General features: G+C 71.3%; 16 protein-coding genes and 1 pseudogene. 6 read left to right on the plus strand and 11 right to left on the minus strand.

The features are described 5' to 3' along the window. A pseudogene (locus tag E1166_RS22120) lies at positions 1–425 on the plus strand (GNAT family N-acetyltransferase); the annotation flags it as partial. A 55-nt stretch (positions 426–480) separates the two neighbouring features. On the opposite strand, the gene E1166_RS22125 reads toward E1166_RS22120, so the two are convergent. The 7 genes from E1166_RS22125 to murJ form a co-directional block, all read right to left on the minus strand. After that, positions 481–1,638, minus strand: coding sequence for an N-acetylmuramoyl-L-alanine amidase (locus E1166_RS22125; RefSeq protein ID WP_132341619.1), 1,158 nt, complete (start codon positions 1,636–1,638; stop codon positions 481–483). Between the two features lie 200 nt (positions 1,639–1,838). Then, on the minus strand, positions 1,839–2,162 hold the full coding sequence (gene trxA, locus E1166_RS22130; protein WP_132185265.1) for a thioredoxin: 324 nt from the start codon (positions 2,160–2,162) through the stop codon (positions 1,839–1,841). A 35-nt stretch (positions 2,163–2,197) separates the two neighbouring features. Next, positions 2,198–3,151 (minus strand): thioredoxin-disulfide reductase, encoded by a 954-nt coding sequence (gene trxB / locus E1166_RS22135; protein ID WP_132341621.1) that lies wholly within the window; start codon positions 3,149–3,151, stop codon positions 2,198–2,200. Positions 3,152–3,329: 178 nt separating this feature from the next. Beyond that, a complete protein-coding gene (locus tag E1166_RS22140; RefSeq protein ID WP_132341623.1) occupies positions 3,330–4,337 on the minus strand; it encodes a hypothetical protein in 1,008 nt (335 codons plus the stop codon). Next, a complete protein-coding gene (sigM, locus tag E1166_RS22145) occupies positions 4,334–5,089 on the minus strand; it encodes an RNA polymerase sigma factor SigM (RefSeq protein WP_132341625.1) in 756 nt (251 codons plus the stop codon). Before sigM ends, E1166_RS22140 begins: the two co-directional genes overlap by 4 nt. A gap of 43 nt (positions 5,090–5,132) precedes the next feature. Continuing rightward, positions 5,133–6,746, minus strand: coding sequence for a protein kinase family protein (locus E1166_RS22150; RefSeq protein WP_132341627.1), 1,614 nt, complete (start codon positions 6,744–6,746; stop codon positions 5,133–5,135). A gap of 434 nt (positions 6,747–7,180) precedes the next feature. Further along, a complete protein-coding gene (gene murJ, locus E1166_RS22155) occupies positions 7,181–8,923 on the minus strand; it encodes a murein biosynthesis integral membrane protein MurJ (RefSeq protein WP_132341629.1) in 1,743 nt (580 codons plus the stop codon). Positions 8,924–9,048: 125 nt separating this feature from the next. On the opposite strand from murJ, the gene E1166_RS22160 reads away from it, so the two are divergent. Continuing rightward, complete coding sequence (locus E1166_RS22160; protein ID WP_132341631.1) at positions 9,049–10,509, plus strand: CCA tRNA nucleotidyltransferase; 1,461 nt, start codon at positions 9,049–9,051, stop codon at positions 10,507–10,509. A 121-nt stretch (positions 10,510–10,630) separates the two neighbouring features. On the opposite strand, the gene E1166_RS22165 is transcribed toward E1166_RS22160, so the two are convergent. Together E1166_RS22165 and E1166_RS22170 are read right to left on the minus strand one after the other, a co-directional pair. Beyond that, the gene (locus tag E1166_RS22165) at positions 10,631–12,145 is read right to left on the minus strand and encodes an SPFH domain-containing protein (protein WP_132268105.1); all 1,515 of its coding nucleotides are present in this window, start codon (positions 12,143–12,145) and stop codon (positions 10,631–10,633) included. Positions 12,146–12,174: 29 nt separating this feature from the next. Next, positions 12,175–12,687, minus strand: a complete 513-nt coding sequence (locus E1166_RS22170; RefSeq protein ID WP_132341633.1) for an NfeD family protein — start codon at positions 12,685–12,687, stop codon at positions 12,175–12,177. 250 nt (positions 12,688–12,937) lie between these two features. Here E1166_RS22170 and E1166_RS22175 point away from each other — a divergent pair, with 250 nt between their 5' ends. The 3 genes from E1166_RS22175 (at position 12,938) to E1166_RS22185 (ending at position 14,981) form a co-directional block, all read left to right on the plus strand. Then, on the plus strand, positions 12,938–13,342 hold the full coding sequence (locus E1166_RS22175; protein ID WP_132341635.1) for a hypothetical protein: 405 nt from the start codon (positions 12,938–12,940) through the stop codon (positions 13,340–13,342). Between the two features lie 70 nt (positions 13,343–13,412). Further along, positions 13,413–13,901, plus strand: coding sequence for a methylated-DNA--[protein]-cysteine S-methyltransferase (locus E1166_RS22180; protein ID WP_132341637.1), 489 nt, complete (start codon positions 13,413–13,415; stop codon positions 13,899–13,901). A 144-nt stretch (positions 13,902–14,045) separates the two neighbouring features. Next, the gene (locus tag E1166_RS22185; RefSeq protein WP_132341639.1) at positions 14,046–14,981 is read left to right on the plus strand and encodes a hypothetical protein; all 936 of its coding nucleotides are present in this window, start codon (positions 14,046–14,048) and stop codon (positions 14,979–14,981) included. 88 nt (positions 14,982–15,069) lie between these two features. Here E1166_RS22185 and E1166_RS22190 read toward each other — a convergent pair whose 3' ends face one another. Next, a complete protein-coding gene (locus tag E1166_RS22190) occupies positions 15,070–16,149 on the minus strand; it encodes an inositol-3-phosphate synthase (protein WP_132341641.1) in 1,080 nt (359 codons plus the stop codon). Positions 16,150–16,172: 23 nt separating this feature from the next. Beyond that, the gene (locus E1166_RS22195) at positions 16,173–16,811 is read right to left on the minus strand and encodes a PadR family transcriptional regulator (RefSeq protein ID WP_132270986.1); all 639 of its coding nucleotides are present in this window, start codon (positions 16,809–16,811) and stop codon (positions 16,173–16,175) included. Positions 16,812–16,986: 175 nt separating this feature from the next. Here E1166_RS22195 and E1166_RS22200 point away from each other — a divergent pair. Beyond that, positions 16,987–17,351: DUF5318 domain-containing protein (locus tag E1166_RS22200; RefSeq protein WP_132341643.1), on the plus strand; the 365-nt coding region annotated here is incomplete at its 3' end.

The raw sequence follows: 17,351 nt of genomic DNA on the forward strand, positions 1-17,351 counted from the left end.
TCCCCCGCTCGATGGCCTTCCCCACCTCCCCGGTCTCCGCCGACGCGGCCCTGTTGATGACCGCGAACGTGGTGCCGGCCTTCGCCGGGGGCGGCCTGGGCCGGATGCTCGTCCAGGGGGTCGCCCGCGATCTGACCAAGCGGGGTATCAAGGCGATCGAGGCGTTCGGCGACGCCAAGTTCGGCGACGACGCGGGCGAGGCGACCCGGGCCTGCGTTGCTCCGGCCGACTTCTTCCTGTCGGTGGGCTTCAAGACGGTCCGCCCGCACCCCCGCTACCCCCGGCTGCGCCTGGAGCTGCGAACCGCGCTGAGCTGGAAGTCGGACGTCGAGTACGCGCTGGAGAAGCTGCTCGGCTCGATGAGCCCGGAGACGCTGCTGCGCCCGGTCCGGCCGGCTCCGGCCACCCACGGCGTCGCCGGCTGAGCCGCCCGGGGCCGTGCGCGGAGGACAGCGCCCCGGCACGGGCAGGGCGATACTTTCAGTCGGCCACCGCGCCGGCGGCCACCACCGCGCGCAGCTCGCTGACGTCGATCGAGCCGGTCGGCACGTCCCGTTCGACCGGGAAGAACATCCGTTGCACGGCTGCCACGATCGCCTCCACGACCCGGTCCCGGAAGCGCGGATCGATCAGCCGTTCCCGGTCCCGGGGTGAGGTGAGGTAGCCGACCTCGACCCGAACCGCCGGCATCCTGGTCAACCGGAGCAGGTCCCACGCCTTGGCGTGGGTACGACAGTCGCGTAGCCCGGTCCGCGCCACGATCTCCCGCTGCACGAGCCCGGCCAGCCGCTCCCCGGTGGCGGAGGTGACCCCGTTGTCCGTGCCGTAGTGGTAGGTGGCGACCCCCTCCGCCTCGGGGTTGGCGTGCCCGTCGGTGTGCAGCGAGAGGAACACGTCGGCGCCGAGGGAGTTGGCCAACTGGGCCCGTTCGGTGTCGGGCAGACATCTGCCGGGGGCCGGGCCGCGGGTGAGCTGCACCCGGACGCCCACGGCGGCGAGCCGGCCCTCCAGCCGGCTGGCCAGGTCGTGCACCAGCTCCGCCTCGGTCCAGCGCAGCGGCCCGTCCGGCACCACCACCCCCGGGTCGGTGCCGCCGTGGCCGGGATCGAGGACCACCGTCCGTCCGACCAGGGTCGGTCCGGACTGCCGGATCGCGTCGGACTCGCGTAGCCACTGTGGTCGGCCGCCGACCACCTTGCGTCCGAGCCGGCGCAGCGCGCTCATGGTGTGCGGTCCGCAGGTGCCGTCCGGTGTCAGCCCGACCTCGCGTTGGAACTGGGCCACCGCCCGGGAGGTGCGGACGCCGTAGATCGCGTCGGCGCGGCCCACGTCGTATCCCATCTCCAGCAGGCGTTCCTGCAGCGATCGGACGTCCTCCCCGCAGAGGGGCTCGGGCACCGCGTGGTAGAGGGTGCGGGCGCCGAGCCGCCAGCGTGCCGCGTCCAGGGCCCGCCAGGTCTCCGCGCCGACCCGTCCGTCGACGCTGAGCCCCCGGGACTGCTGGAAGGCCCGCACGGCGCGTTCGGTGGCCGTGTCGAACGTGTCGTCGGCCGACGGGGGGAGCAGGTCGAGGCCGGTGAGGATCCTGCGGATCTCCGCCACGGCCGGTCCACGGTCACCGGGTCGGATCGGACGCACGCACGACCCCCTCTGCTGCTGGCGGGGCGCGTCAGACACGCCGGCCGGGACTTGCGGCGAAAGGCGCTCTGCGCCCAACGGATGCTTACGGAGCCTACCGTGGCCGGTCCTGGCCAGGTTGGCGGTTTCGCGCAGGTCAGAGCCCAGAAAGGCGCGATCCCCGTACCCATCGGGTACGGGGATCGCGCCTGCTGCGCAGCTCAGAGCGCGGATTCGATCAGCCGGACCAACTCGCCCTTGGGCTTGGCGCCGGCGATCGACTGCACCGGCTCGCCGTTCTTGAAGACGGTGAGGGTCGGGACCGACATCACGCGGTAGGCGCGGGCGGTCTCCGGGTTCTCGTCGATGTTGAGCTTGACGATGGAGACCTTGTCTCCCATCTCGCCCGCGATCTCCTCCAGCAGCGGCGAGACCTTACGGCACGGCCCGCACCACTCCGCCCAGAAGTCCACCAGCACCGGCTTGTCGGACTTCAGCACGTCGGTGGCGAAGTTCGCGTCGGTGACGACCTTGGTTGCTCCCACTGAGACCCTCTCCTCTTCAGTTCATTCTCGATTGTTCAGCTCTGGATCGTGGCGATGAAGCGTTCCGCGTCGAGGGCCGCGGCGCAGCCGGTGCCGGCGGCGGTGATGGCCTGCCGGTACGTGTGGTCGACCAGGTCGCCGGCGGCGAAGACGCCGGGGATGCTGGTCCGGGTGCTGGGGGCCTGGACCTTGACGTAGCCCTCGTCGTCCAACTCCACCTGGTCGCGGAAGAGTTCGCTGCGCGGGTCGTGCCCGATCGCCACGAAGACGCCGGTCACGTCGAGCACCTTGGTCTCGCCGCTGTGCACGTTGCGGACCCGGACGCCGGTGACCTTGCCGTCCGCCCCGAGGATCTCCTCGACAGTGGTGTTCCACTCCACCTTGATCTTGCCGTTGCTGAGTGCCCGGTCCGCCATGATCTTGCTGGCCCGGAACGAGTCACGCCGATGGATGATGGTCACCGACTCGGCGAACCGGGTGAGGAAGCTGGCCTCCTCCATGGCGGAGTCACCGCCGCCCACCACCACGATGTGCTGCCCACGGAAGAAAAACCCGTCGCAGGTCGCGCAGGACGAGACGCCGTGCCCCAGGTACTCCTGCTCTCCCGGCACCCCCAGCGGGCGCCAGGCCGAACCGGTGGCCAGGATGACGGCCTTCGCCCGGTGGGCGGTCTGACCCACCCAGACGGTGCTGACCTCGTCCGAACCCACCTTGCCGGTGTCGGTCAGCTCGACCCGGGTGACGTCGTCGGTGAGGAACTCCGCGCCGAACCGCTCGGCCTGCTTGCGCATGTTGTCCATCAGCTCGGGGCCGAGGATGCCGTCGGCGAAACCGGGGAAGTTCTCCACCTCGGTGGTGGTCATCAGCGCGCCGCCGGACTGCACACCCTCGATGACCAGTGGCTTCAGGTTGGCGCGCGCGGCGTAGACCGCTGCGGTGTAGCCGGCCGGCCCGGAGCCGATGATGATCAGGTTGCGGACATCGTCCACTGCCGTCTCCCGATGTGTGTGTGCGGCATCGGCGGCGCACCGATGTCGATCCCGAGTGCCGACGACTCAGTCACGCCGGCAACTGACTTGCAGAACGTCATCGTACGAAGCGCGGATTCCCGGGCCGACCACGCGGTGGGTCACGTCACGCGGCAACAGAGGACCGGTGACCGCGGCATCACCCTACCCGCGCCTGGTAGCGGGTGTCCGCGCCGGACCCCGGCACGCCGCACTCGGGCCCGCTCACCCACACCCACCGATCCCCGGTCGGGTCGGCGAACCGGAGCACCAGCGCCGGCGCTCCTCGGAACGATGCGTAGTCGACCAGCGTCAGATCGATCGGCCCCTGCCCGTGCGCGGCGGAGACCTCGGAGAGGCAGGCGTGCAGTGCCGACGGGTCACCGAGCCGGTCCAGGTTGCCAGGCCCGGCCAGCCGGCCGCCCTGCACCGCGCTCTCTTTCGGGGCGGTCTCGGAGGGTGGGCTGGCCAGTGGACGCAGGCTCGCCAGCGCGCCGTCGGCCAGCGTCTCCGGCGTCCAGTCGACACCACTGTGCTGCGGCGCATCAGTCACCCGGTATGCCGCCTGTTGGGCGGCGGAGCCGCCGGCTGCCGTGTCGGCGCCATCTCCGGCGCCGGAGCGTCCGAGCAGGTCGACGCCGAGCCCCATGACGGCGATCGAGGCGGCGGCGACCGCCACCGGGGCGACGAACCGGGTCCAGCGGCGCCGCCGCCCCGGCCCGCTCGCGTCGTCCCGCCGGGAAACCGGGGTACGCGGTGTCAGGCGACCGCCCTGGGCGGGCAGAATCCGACCGTCGGCCCGCACAGCGTCGGCTGGAGGCTGCGCCGCGACGCCCGACCAGGCGGCGTCGAACGGGTCATCGGGTACCGCAGCGTCGGATCCGACGGGCGGATCCGACATGGCGGGTGCCGGACCCGCACCGGCGAGAGCGGCGGTGAGCCGGTCCACCACCGCCAGCGGCATCTGCGGGGCCGGTTCGGCGAGGTCGGCGAGGTCGGCGGTCACCCGGGCGAGCGCGGTGGCCAGGGCGGCGTACGCGTCGGCCCAGGCGGGATCCTCCGCGACCCGCCGTGCGACGACGGCCTCCTCCGGGGTGCCGTCCAGCGACCCGCCGAGGTAGTCGGCGAGCAGGTCGTGATCGACCCCGCTGAACTCCCCGGTTGTCACGTGTCCTCCTGGTTGGCATCCCGCCGGGAGCGCCCCGACCCCGATCCGACGCCCTCCGCGGCCCGTGGGTTCCCCGTGGTGACCCCCGGCACGTTTCCGTCGGTGCGCGCACCCGAGATGGCGGGGTCGACCCCGGTCCGCAGGTGCCCGAGCTGTACCGCCAGCCGGGCCCGGCCCCGGGCGCAGCGGCTCTTGACCGTCCCCTCGGCCACGCCGAGGATCCGGGCCGCCTCGGCCACCGGGTACCCCTGCACGTCCACCAGGACGAGCGCGGCCCGCTGTTCGGCCGGGAGCGTGGCCAGGGCGGCCCGGACCACCAGCGCGGTGTCGTGGTCGGTGGTCGGGGCGGCCGGTTCGACACCACCGGCGCCGTCCTCGGTGCGGGTGCCGTCGGGCAGCGGGACGGTCGGGTGGGCCTGCCGGCGACGGATACGGTCCAGGCAGGCGTTCACCACGATCCGGTGCAGCCAGGTGGTGACGGCTGAGTCGCCCCGGAACCGCGCGGCGGCCCGGTGGGCGGACAGGAGCGCGTCCTGGAGGGCGTCGGCGGCCTCCTCGCGGTCACCGAGGGTACGCAGCGCCACCGCCCAGAGCCGGTCGCGGTGCCGGTGGAACAGCTCGGTGAAGGCGGCCCGGTCACCGGCGACGTGGGCCCGGAGCAGTTCGAGATCGGACAGCTCGGCGGCCGGCAGCTCGGTGGCCGGCAGGCTGCCGCCCACCGGATCGGGCGTCCGCCCCCCGCCCCCGGTCATCACCACATCCGTACGAGGCGGTGCCGGGATCGTGACGGACGGCTCACGACCCCTGGACCGTGATTTCCTGGACGCCGAGCTTCCAGCCCTCGCCGCTCTCCTTCTCGGGCAGCTCGGTGATCCAGAAGAGCAGGTACTGGTACTTCTCCTCCGGGTTGAACCCGTTGAAGGTCATCGTGGTGCCGTTGTGCTCCTCGAACGGCTGACCGATCCGGTCCGTGTAGGCGGCCACGAGCTGCTTGTCGCCGGAGGAGGTGGACGGGAAGTCGGCGTTGCCGGTCCGCAGTTCGGCGGAGGCGCCGGTGGACGAGAGGACCGCGCGTACCGACTTGACCGAATGCGGTTCGCCCAGGTCGATCCAGACTCCCATGCCGGTCTTGCCAGGCAGGTTCCCGAACTTGCCCGAGTTCTGATAGGTGGCGGTTTCCCAGCCCTTGTCCTCGTCGCCGTCGATCACCCGCTCGGCGTTGCGCAGCTCGCCGCGGTCCCCGCCCGGGTCGATGATCCGGACGTCCTCGATGGTGAGCGGGCGGATTCGCGCGGCGGGTGAGGTGGCGTCGCCGGAAGCCGGGGCGCTCGCCGACGGGCCGGCCACGGGCTGCGTCCTGGGCGAGTCGTCGTCACCATCGAAGACGCTGATGCCGACGAGGAGAGCGACCAGGGCGACCGCCAGCAGGCCGGCGATGCCCACGGCGACCTTCCGGCCCCCGGCGGCGGCCAGCGGCGAGGGCTCGTCGCCCGGGTCCGCCGTGAACCGGATGGTGCCGGTCTGGTCGAGGAAGTGGTCCTCGGCGGGGACGTCGAGGCGACCCAGTTCGGCGGCGAGCACGTCCGAGGTGGGCGGGGCGATCTCGCCGTCGAGCAGGTCCATGGTGAGGTCGTCGAGGTACGCCGGCACCCCGGCGCGGACCTGCCGGGGCGCGGCGATGGAACCGCTGGCGTCGCGGACCGCGTCCACGATGCCCGCCCGGCCGTGCCCCGCCGTCGCGCCGCGTAGCGGTGCCTCCGCGTGCGGCCAGTGCCCGGTGAGTGCGAAGTAGAGGATGCCGCCGACCGCCCGGACGTCGTTCTCCTGGCTGTCGGCGCAGTCGGTGCGCGCGTCGGCCAGCACCACCCGGCCGTCGTCGCTGATCATCACGGTGCCGGGATGGACGTTGCCGTGCACCATGCCGGTGGCGTGCACGGAGGCGAGCGCGCTGGCCACGGCGTTGCCGATCGCGGTGGCGCGGGCCGGGTCCAGCGGCCCCTCGACGACCAGTTCGCGCAGCGAACGCCCGTCGACCCACTCGCGGACGACGTACGCCCGCTCGCTCTCGTCGATCGCGTCGTAGACGCCGACCAGGTTGGGGTGGATGACCCGGCTGGCGGCCACGGCGGCCTGGAGCATCTCGGTGGCGGAGTCGCCGCCGGGGTAGCGCAGCACCACCGCGACCGGTCGGCGCAGCACGACGTCGACCCCCCGCCAGACGAGCCGCCCGGCGCTGTCGTTGTTGATGTGCTCGACCAGTTCGTACCGCTCGGCGAGGATCTCACCGGCCGTGGGAGCACCGAAGGTCATGACCGGAGCGGACTCCTCCGCCTCCTGACCCTCGCCGACCTGGGTCACCCGTCCTCCCTCGGTGATCGTGTCGATCGATGGACCCGCGCTGCTGGGCATCTGGCTTCCCGCTCTGCCTTCGAAGGAACCGGCCGGAGGGTCGACGTGGGCGTCGGCCACCTGCCGGGTCCGTCCAGTGCGACCTTACCCGGACCACCCGTCGTACCGACATGTCATCTTCCCGCCGCACACGGCGAGGTGCCGGAAGTGGCCGACCTCGTCCGGTTGTGACCGTTGTCAGCCACGTTGCTGGCACATGTACTAGCCAATCTACGGGTTGACCGCAAGTAGCCACCGCAGGGGCCGGCCTGGGTGTGGCGGCCCGGGTGGCACCGCACGGCTTCCCGCCGAACGGCCCCCGATGCTCAGCCGTACGGATGGTTATCCACAGGACTTTCCGGCAGCTGAGCGGGGAGATGCCGAGTTATCCACAGCCGTGTCCCCAGGCTGGTGATCCTCGTTCACCCTCCGTGGCGTGTGTCTGCTGGGCCCGCTCAGCGGCCGAGCTTGCGCCGGACCATGCCGACCACCTCGGTGATCTCGCCGATCCGCAGCACCGTCGCCAGCCCGAGGTAGGTCACCCCGATCACGGCCCCGCCGACCACCAGCTGCACGACCGCCTCGAACCGGCTCAGCTCCCGTGGGTCGCCGGGGAGCAGGCTGACCACCAGCAGGCCGACCAGGGCCGCGCCAAGCGCGGCGAGAACCACCTTGCCCATCGTCCGCATGATCCGGCCGAGCCCGATCCGCCCCACCCGGGGGCGCAGCAGCATCGCCGACAACACCGCCGCCGCCACGTACGAGAGGGCGTTGCCGAGCATCATGCCGGCCGCGGCGAAGACGGGTGAGAAGACGACGAAGAGTCCGACCTGGAGCGCCACCCGCAGCGCCACCACCGGGATGTTCACCAGCGCCGGGGTGCGGGTGTCCGGCAGCGCGTAGAAGGCGAACGTGAAGAGCTGGCTGATCGCGAACGGCACCAGGCCCACCGCGGCGACCAGCAGCACCGTCGAGGTGGCCACCGCGTTGTCGCCGGTGAACGCGCCGTACCGGAAGACCACCACCGAGATCGGCGCGGCCAGCACCGCGTAGCAGACCGCGATCGGGGCGAGGACCGCGGTGACCATGCGGGTGCCCCGGGACAGGTCGGCGGTGACGTCGTGGAACCGGCCGTCCGCGGCGGCGGCGCTCATCCGGGGCATCAGCGCCGTGATGATCGACACGGCGATGATGCCGTGCGCCATCATCAACAGCAGGAAGACGTTGTTGTAGATCAGCAGGCCGGCGTTCTTCCCCCCACCGGCCCGGGTGAGCAGGTTGACCACCACGAAGAGACCGAGCTGGTTGACCGCGACGTAGCAGAACATCCAGCCGCCGAGCTGGGCCAGCTCCCGCAGCCCCAACTCGCGGAAGTCGAACCGCAGCTTCCACCGGAAACCCACCTTGCGCAGCGCGGGCAGCAGGCCGGCGGCCTGCACCGCGACGCCGAGCAGGGTGCCGCCGCCGACCAGCAGGATCCGCCCCAGGTCCATCTGGTCCGGCCGCAACGCCCGGGCACCGTAGACCACGATGTACGCGCCGAAGACGCCGATGACCACCAGGTTGTTGAGGATCGGCGCCCACATCGGGGCGGCGAAGTGACCCCGGGTGTTCAGCACCGCGGCGATCAGCGCGCTCACGCCGGTAAAGAACAGCATCGGCAACATCAGGTACGACAGGTCGGTGACCAGGCCGGTGTAGTCGTCGTCCTTGCCGCCGGCGTAGATGGCGGTCAGCGTCGAGGCCAACGCCAGGGCGACCACCACGGCGGCGGCCAGCGCGAGCACCGCGAGGGTCAGCAGCCGCTGGGCGTACGCCTCGCCCCGGTCCGGGTCGGTCTTGCGCCGGCGTACCAGCACCGGGATCAGCACACTGGTCAGCACGCCGCCGAGCAGGAACTCGTACACCTGGTTCGGCAGGAACAGGGCGGTGGTGTAGACGTCGCCGACCGCGTTGCCCAGGGCGGCGCCGATCATCAGGTTGCGGACGAAGCCCGTACCCCGGCTGACCAGGCTGCCGACCGCCATCACCGCGCTGTTCGCCGCGGCGCTCGTCTCCGCCACCACCTCCTGCGGCGGCGCGGCGGCCTCCGCGCCCGGCTGGTTCAGCGGCTCCGCCGAGATGAAGGTGGCGTCGTCACCCGGCCGCGGGCCGCCTCCCTGCGCGGCGTTCGCGCTGCGGTAGAGCCCGCCGCTCATCTCCAGCCTCCAAGGGGTACGTCGGAACCGGCTTCGGCCCGCACGCCATGACCATAGTCAACCGGGGCCGCATACCCGCGCCCGGCGGATCGGATCGCGCCCCGGCCCGATAGGCTGGCGATCCCATGTCCGAAGCCTCCGCTCCCCACGCCGCCGACCGCCGCGAACTCACCGCAGCGCAGCGCAACGCCGTCGCCGAGCTGCTCCGCGTCTCCCCGGTCGCCGACGAGCTCGGCCGCAGGTTCGCGCACGCCGGCCACGAGCTGCACCTGGTGGGCGGTTCCGTCCGCGACGCCCTGCTCGGGCGACTCGGCGACGACCTGGACTTCTGCACCGACGCCCACCCGGACGAGACGATCCGCATCGTCAAGGGCTGGGCCGAGTCGATCTGGGAGACCGGCCGGGAGTTCGGCACCATCGGCTGCCAGCGCGACGGGCTCCGGCTGGAGATCACCACCTTCCGCGCCGAGGCGTACGACCAGGTCAGCCGCAACCCGGTCGTCGAGTACGGCACCAGCCTCGCCGACGACCTGCGCCGGCGGGACTTCACCGTCAACGCGATGGCGGTGAGCCTGCCCGACCACCGGTTCACCGACCCGTACGGCGGTGTGGAGGACCTTGCCGCCAAGGTGATCCGTACCCCGGGCACGCCCCGGGAGTCCTTCGGCGACGATCCGCTGCGAATGCTGCGCGCCGCCCGCTTCGCCGCGCAACTGCGCTTCGCCGTGCACCCGGACGTGCGCGCGGCGATGACCCGGATGGCGGCGGACCTGGACCGGATCACCGCCGAGCGGATCCGCGACGAGTTCACCAAGCTGCTCTGCGCGGCCGACCCGATCACCGGGCTGCGGCTGCTGGTGGACACCGGGCTGGCCGAGCGGTTCCTACCCGAACTGACCGGGCTCAAGCTGGAGATCGACGAGCACGCCCAGCACAAGGACGTCTACGAGCACACCCTCACCGTGGTGAGTAACGCGATGTCGTACGAGACCGACGGCTGCGACTTCGTCCTGCGGATGGCCGCGCTCATGCACGACGTGGGCAAGCCGGCCACGAAGGCGGTCGGCCCGGACGGCCGGGTCAGTTTCCACCACCACGAGGTGGTCGGCGCCCGGCTCACCAAGGCCCGGATGAAGGCGCTGCGGTATCCGAAGGACGTCACCGCGCAGGTCACCAAGCTGGTCGGCCTGCACCTGCGCTTCTACGGGTACGGCCGGGGCGAGTGGACCGACTCGGCGGTGCGCCGGTACGTCACCGACGCCGGTGACCTGCTCTCCCGGCTACACAAGCTGACCCGGTCGGACTGCACCACCCGAAACCGGCGCAAGGCCGCGCAGCTCGCCGCCGACTACGACGCGCTGGAGGAGCGGATCGTCCGGATTGCCGCCGAGGAGGACCTGGCCCGGGTCCGACCCGACCTGGACGGCAACGCGATCATGGAGTTGCTCGGTGTGCCGCCGGGGCCGGTGGTCGGGAAGGCGTGGCAGCACCTCAAGGAGCTGCGCCTGGAGCGCGGTCCGCTGGACCGCGACGAGGCCGAGGCGGAGCTGCTGCGCTGGGCCCGCGAGCAGGGCATAGTCTCCTGAGCCGGGGATGCCCCACACTGGGGCACCCCCCGTTTGCCGCATCCGGAGCCGGTCCCGGTGGACCGGGCAGACGCGACAGGGGTCGCCCGCAGCTTCCGGGCGACCCCTGTCGTCGTACCCGTCAGCGGGTCTCGACCGCGCTGGACTCGACCGGTGGCTTCCCGTTGCCCGCCGACGATGCGCCACCCAGCCTGGCCAGCAGGCCGGCCAGGTCGATGCCGGTCAGGTCGCTGCCGAGCTGGAGCCCCTGCGCCACGTTGCCGGCCACCGACTTCGTCAGTGACGACGCGCCGTCGGTGGAGATCACCGTCATCTTGTCGATCGCCCCGATCGGGGCGCTGGCCGCCTCGACCACCTGCGGCAGCACCTTCACCAGCAAATCCAGCACGGCCGCCTCGCCGTACGCGGCGAACGCCTCGGCCTTGCGGGCCATCGCGTCCGCCTCCGCCTGCCCCCTGGCCAGGATCGCCGCGGCCTCGGCCTGGCCCTCCCGCTCGACCGCCTCGGCGATCGCGGAGCGCCGGCGCTGCTCGGCCTCACCCTCCTTGGCGCCCTCGATCGCGTTCGCCTCGGCCAGCGCGGCCCGGCGGGCCCGCTCGCCCTCACCGGTCAGCCGGGCCTGCTCGGCGGCGGCCTGGGCGGCGGCGATGGTGGCCTGCCGCTGCGCGTCGGCGTTCAGCACCGCCGCGTTGCGGGCCGCCTCGGCCTCCTGCTCCACCTTGTAGCGGGCCGCGTCGGCGGGCTTGCGTACCTCGGTGTCGAGCTGGCGCTGCTTGAGTTCGGCGTTGCGCTCGGCCACCTTCTGCTGCTCGGAGAGGATCGCCTGGTCCCGCTCGGCCTGGGCGAGCGGCCCGGCCGCCGCCGACTTCGCCTTCGCCGCGTCGATCTCCGCCTGGATGGCGGCCTGCTTCAGCGACAGGTTCCGGTTCGCCTCGGCGATCGCCTCCTCGGCCAGCAGCCGCTCCTGCTCGGCCTGCTGCCGGGCCCGGGCCTCGGCGATGGCCGCGTCCTTGAGCACCCGGGCGGCCTCCGGCCGACCCAGATCCTGCAGGTAGGAGCCCTCGGCCAGAATGTCCTGGAGCTGGAAGGTGTCCAGCACCAGGCCCTGGTTGGTCATCGAGTGCTCGGCCTCCTCGGCGACCGCGCTGGCGAACGCCGCCCGGTCCCGGATGACCTCCTCGACGGTGAGCCGGCCGACGATCGAGCGCAGCGCACCGGCCAGCACCTCCCGGGTGAAGTTGTCGATCTCGTCCTGCTGGTGCAGGAACCGTTGGGCGGCGGCGCGGATGGCGTCCTCGGTGCCGCCCACCTTGACGATCGCCACACCGTGCAGGTCGGTGCGGATGCCCTGCTTGCTGACCGCGCCCCGGATGCCGACGTCGATCCGACGGCTGGACAGGTCCAACGACTGGAGTTTCTGCACCACCGGCAGCACGAACACCGAGGCACCGAGGACGACCTTCTGGCCGGACATGTCGGTGGACCGGCCGCCGTCGGCCGTCTGGGTGGTACGGCCCTTGCGCCCGGTGACGATGAACGCCTCGTTCGGGCCGGCGACCTTGATCCGGGAGAGCACGAAGAAGACGAGAACGAGGACGAGGAGGACCGCGCCGCCGATGGCGAAGAGAAGGGGCATGTGACCGTCCTGTTTCTTGGTGAGGGGGTTCAGTAGGTCTCGACGTGCACGCTGGTCTCGCTCAGCGCCTCGACCACGAAGACCTGCGCGCCGATCGGGATTGGACGGTCTGCGCGGGCGTTGAGCTTGACCGGCTGGCCGGCGACGCGTAGCCGGACCTCGCCGTAGCCGTCGACGGGCACCGGAGTGACCACCAGGCCGATCGCGCCGACCAGGTGGTCACGGGTGGGGGTGGGGTCGGTCCGCATGTTACGCGCCGCCCGGCTGAGTCGGGCCGCCAGCCACGCGGCCGGCACCGCCGCCAGCGCGCCTCCGGCCGCCGCCGCCCCGACCATGACCGGGGTACGCCCACCGACCAGCTCGTTGACGATGGCGGCGCCGAAGCCGAACGCGCCGAGGAACCCGGCGAGGACCTCGAGGGAGACCGGACCGTCGACGTCGGGGTGGCCGAAGTGCAGCAGCTCGCCGCCGAGCAGCGCGAGCGCCAGCACGCCGACACCGACCGCACCGATGATCAGGAAGATGATGGTCCCGGTGGCCATGCCCGGCACGGTATCGACGGCGCGCAAGGGAGCGAGCTGGCCGAACCGTCAGCGCGGGAGCCACCTCGCTCGTTGACGAACGTGAACTCCCCCGGTCGGTCACGTCAGCCACCGTCCACCTTTGATGTTCAGAGGCGTGACCGTGGCCGACGTTTGCCTGGTTGGCTCGAAGGATGACCGACCTGGGGGACTAGCCGTTGACAAGATGGGTTGAGGAAGGCATCTTGGCATTGACAAGAAAGGGGCCGCCATGTCGTCGGACACGCTCACCACGGCCGGAATCCTGCTGATCACCGTCGTAGCGGTCGCGTACGGCGGGTTGACCCTGCTCACCCACCTGGCCCGCCGGAAGCCCGGCTACCTGGACAACCCCGTCCGCCGGGGAATGTGGACGGCGGGCCACGCGCACGCCGGCGTGCTGGTCCTCTTCGCCCTCGTCGCGTTGCCCTACATCGACCAGGCCGACGTGTCGGGCGGGACACGGACGCTGATCCGGTCGCTGTTCGTCGCCGCGCCGATCCTGATGCCGCTCGGCTTCTTCCTCTCCGTCGTGCGACCGACTGACACCCGGCCCAACAAGCTGATCTGGCTCACGGTGGCGGGCGGAGCGAGCCTGAGCGCGGGCGCCCTGCTGCTCGGCATAGCCCTGCTGTGAGCGGCCGCGACAGGATCTGCCCAACCTGCCGGTTCGGTTGGTGTCGCAGGCGAGGGGCAGAATGGCCCGCATGCGCTGGACCGTGCTCGACTCGCCGATCGGGGAGTTCTCCGTGGCCACCGACGGTGCGGCGGTGCGTGGCGCGCACTTCGGTCGGGTCGCGGCGGCAATCGAGCAGCCCGTCGACGAGCTGGACCGGCAGGTCGTCGCGGAGTTGCGGGCGTACTTCGCGGGAGAGTTGGAGGGCTTCACGGTGCCGGTGGAGCCGCCTCGCGGCTCCGACTTCGAGCGCGCGGTCTGGCGGGAGATGATCCGGATCCCGTATGGCGGAACCCTGACCTACGGCGAGGTGGCCCGTCGGGTCGGCGATGCGGGAGCGGCCCGGGCGGTGGGGGTGGCCTGCAACCGCAACCCGATTCCGGTCATCGTGCCCTGCCACCGGATCGTCGGCGCCGGCGCGAAGCTGGTCGGCTTCGGCGGCGGGCTGGACCGCAAACGCTTCCTGCTCGAACTGGAGGCGCGGGTCGACTTCGAACGCTCCCTGCTCGGCTCCGGCTGACCCGCTGGCGGCTCCCGACTGACCGGAGAGCACGAGGGTCGGCGGGCCGAGCGGATCGGTAGCGACCGATCGGTCGATGCGACGGATCACGCTCGGCGCGGAGGATCGAGGCGTCTGATCTGCCCGACCTCGACGAGGGCTCCCATGAACGACAGGCAGGACAGGACCGTCAACCGCCGCCGGCTGTTGCGCCGGGCGGGCACCGTCGCGGCGGGGATCGCCGGCAGCGGGGTGGTCGGGGCGAGCGCCGCCGACCCCGCCCGGGCAGATCCCGGGGACCCGGTCCTTCAGGGCCGTGACAACGACGCGGTGGACCAGGCCACGACGTTGCGGACAGCCGCGACGGGCGCCACCCTGCGGCTGGGAAACTCCAGGACGACGCCGGGCTCGAACGGCAGCATGTTGGCCGAGCCGACGCTGCGGCTCGCCCCGAGCGGGGACACCCTTCCGCCGAACGCAGAGGTCGGCTCGATCGGCATGAACAGCGCCGGCAGCCTGCTGGCGGTCTCCGGCCAGTCCGACGGGTTCAGCATCGTCGACTTCGTCTACACCAGCGGCACCGCCAGCCGGATCGTCCCGGTCGTGCCGCAACGGGTGATCGACACCCGGACGCCCCTCGGGCGGTCCCGGATCGAGAACCGCACCGGCAACCTGGACAGCTCCGGCCGGCTGATGGCCGGCCATACGATCCACGTCAACCTGGGCGACTACGTCTTCTTCGGCGAGGGCGTGTTCGGCAACGTCACGGTCACCAGTCCACTCGACACCGGCTTCCTCCAGATCTTCCCGGAGGGCACGCCGCGCCCCGCGGAGTTCTCGACCATCAACTTCGAGAACAACCAGACGTTGTCGAACGGGTTCTTCTCGGGCGTCAGCAACGACCTCGACCTGATTTCGGTCTACACGCTGAAGACGACGCACGTGATCATCGACGTGGTGGCGTTCGTGATCAGCTACGGCGAGGTGAACCCAATGTTCCTGCCACTGTCCGGCGGGCAGCGGCTGAGCGCCGAGGCGCTCGCCGCCCGTCGGGCGGAACGCGCGGCCGCAGCCCAGCGGAGCAAGCCCCGCTGGAGGTGACCGGCCGGTTCCACGTACCCAATCGACCGCAAGCCGCGAGGGCCGGGTCCACGCGGACCCGGCCCTCGGTGTGCTGCTGGTCAGCGCGTCAGCGCTCGACCTCACCGGCGATGAACGCCTCGACGGCGGCGTGCGCGTCATGGTCGGCGTACTGCACGGGCGGAGACTTCATGAAGTAGGAGGAAGCCGAGAGGATCGGGCCACCGATCTTGCGGTCCAGGGCGATCTTCGCGGCCCGGACGGCGTCGATGATCACGCCGGCCGAGTTCGGCGAGTCCCACACCTCGAGCTTCAGCTCGGCGTTGAGCGGGGCGTCACCGAAGGAGCGGCCCTCCAGGCGGATGTACGCCCACTTGCGGTCGTCGAGCCACGGCACGTGGTCGGACGGGCCGATGTGCACGTCGCTCTTGGCCATCTCGTGCGGCACCTGGGAGGTGACCGACTGGGTCTTCGAGATCTTCTTCGAGACCAGCCGGTTGCGCTCCAGCATGTTCATGAAGTCCATGTTGCCGCCGAAGTTGAGCTGGTACGTGCGCAGCAGCTCGACGCCACGGTCCTCGAAGAGCTTCGCCAGCGCGCGGTGCACGATGGTCGCACCGACCTGGCTCTTGATGTCGTCGCCGACGATCGGCAGGCCCGCGTCGGTGAACTTCTGCGCCCACTCGGGGTCGGAGGCGATGAAGACCGGCAGGGCGTTGACGAACGCGCAGCCGGCGTCGATCGCCGCCTGGGCGTAGAACTTGTCGGCCTGCTCGGAACCGACCGGCAGATAGGAGACCACCACGTCGACCTGGGCGTCGCGCAGCGCCTGGGCCACGTCCACCGGCTCGACGTCCGACTCCTCGATGATCTCGCGGTAGTACTGGCCCAGCCCGTCGAAGGTCGGGCCGCGCTGCACGGTCACCCCGGTCGGCGGTACGTCGCACAGCTTGATCGTGTTGTTCTCGCTGGCGACGATCGCCTCGGCGAGGTCCATGCCCACCTTCTTGGCGTCCACATCGAACGCCGCGACGAACTGCACGTCGGAGACGTGGTAGTCGCCGAAGGTGACGTGCATGAGACCCGGGACGCGGTCGGTCGGGTCGGCGTTGCGGTAGTACTCCACGCCCTGCACGAGGGACGAGGCGCAGTTACCCACACCGACAATGGCGACGCGGACGGAGCCCATAGCGTCTGCCTCCTTCTTCTTCATCACGGCCGCTCTTTCCTGGACTCTCCAGGCGGAGGCGGGCTGTCGGTTTCTCGTCGTCCGCCGGCCGTCCCGGTGCCCGGGACCGTCGGGGCACGGCCGGAGCGCTCGTTGGCGATGAGCTCCTCCAGCCAGCGGACCTCGCGCTCACAGGCGTCGAGCCCGTGGCGTTGCAGTTCCAGGGTGTACGCGTCGAGGCGCTCGGCCGCTCGGGCCAGTACGTCGCGAAGTCCCTCGCGACGTTCCTCTATGGTGCGGCGGCGACCCTCCAGGATGCGTAGGCGGGTTGCCTGGTCGGTCCGGGAAAAGAACGCGAAGTGCACACCGAAGCCCGTGTCGTCGTACGTCTCGGGACCGGCCTGCGCGATGAGCTGCGCGAAGCGTTCCTTGCCCTCGGCGGTGATGGTGTAGACCACCCGACCCCGTCGGCTGGTCAACGCGGGAACCTCCCCGGCGGTGGCGGGTGTCTCGGCGGCTTCGGTGATCCATCCCGCCGCCTGCAGCCTGCGCAGGGTCGGGTAGAGCGAGCCGTAGCTGATGGCTGCCCGGATGGCTCCCAGCTTGGCGGTGAGTTCCTTGCGGAGCTCGTAGCCGTGCATGGGGGACTCCTGCAGCAGACCGAGAATGGCGAGTTCGAGCACGAGCCATCCTCTCCTACCTCACCCACAGGACCGTTGGACGTCCCGATGTATCGGGCCGATACATCGCACGTTAATACCCGGCGGGGGTCGAGGCAAACCCCCGGATCCGGAAGGTTCGCATCACGCATGGTGACGGCGGTCGCCTCGTCCGGCCGGACCGCGTACCCTTTGCCGCATGCGTACGCAGCGCCAGGTGGTCGACTACTCGCTCCGGAAGCGAGCGGTGCTGCGTGAACTCCTCGCCGGCCGGGTCGGCACGTACGACGTCTGCGACGCCTCGCCGTACCTGAAGAACGCTGCCCGCTTCCACGGTGAGCCCACCGAGGAGCGCTGCCCGGTCTGCCGGAGCGAGAACCTCATCCACGTCCATTACATTTACGGGGACGAACTCAAGCAGTCCGCCGGTCAGGCACGCGCCCTGGCCGAGTTGCCCGCGCTGGCGATGACGCTGCGTGAGTTCCAGGTCTTCGTGGTGGAGGTGTGCCTCGGCTGTGACTGGAACCACCTCGTCGAGCAGTTCCTGCTCGGGTGGGGCGGGCT

The sequence above is a fragment of the Micromonospora sp. KC213 genome (assembly GCF_004348325.1).
Lineage (GTDB): Bacteria > Actinomycetota > Actinomycetes > Mycobacteriales > Micromonosporaceae > Micromonospora.

Coding starts and splice junctions, on each gene's coding strand:
- sigM (WP_132341625.1), bottom strand. CDS start 5,089: ATGACCGGGGGCGGGGGGCGGACGCCCGATCCGGTGGGCGGCAGCCTG.
- E1166_RS22150 (WP_132341627.1), bottom strand. CDS start 6,746: ATGCCCAGCAGCGCGGGTCCATCGATCGACACGATCACCGAGGGAGGA.
- murJ (WP_132341629.1), bottom strand. CDS start 8,923: ATGAGCGGCGGGCTCTACCGCAGCGCGAACGCCGCGCAGGGAGGCGGC.
- E1166_RS22160 (WP_132341631.1), top strand. CDS start 9,049: ATGTCCGAAGCCTCCGCTCCCCACGCCGCCGACCGCCGCGAACTCACC.
- E1166_RS22165 (WP_132268105.1), bottom strand. CDS start 12,145: ATGCCCCTTCTCTTCGCCATCGGCGGCGCGGTCCTCCTCGTCCTCGTT.
- E1166_RS22170 (WP_132341633.1), bottom strand. CDS start 12,687: ATGGCCACCGGGACCATCATCTTCCTGATCATCGGTGCGGTCGGTGTC.
- E1166_RS22175 (WP_132341635.1), top strand. CDS start 12,938: ATGTCGTCGGACACGCTCACCACGGCCGGAATCCTGCTGATCACCGTC.
- E1166_RS22180 (WP_132341637.1), top strand. CDS start 13,413: ATGCGCTGGACCGTGCTCGACTCGCCGATCGGGGAGTTCTCCGTGGCC.
- E1166_RS22185 (WP_132341639.1), top strand. CDS start 14,046: ATGAACGACAGGCAGGACAGGACCGTCAACCGCCGCCGGCTGTTGCGC.
- E1166_RS22190 (WP_132341641.1), bottom strand. CDS start 16,149: ATGGGCTCCGTCCGCGTCGCCATTGTCGGTGTGGGTAACTGCGCCTCG.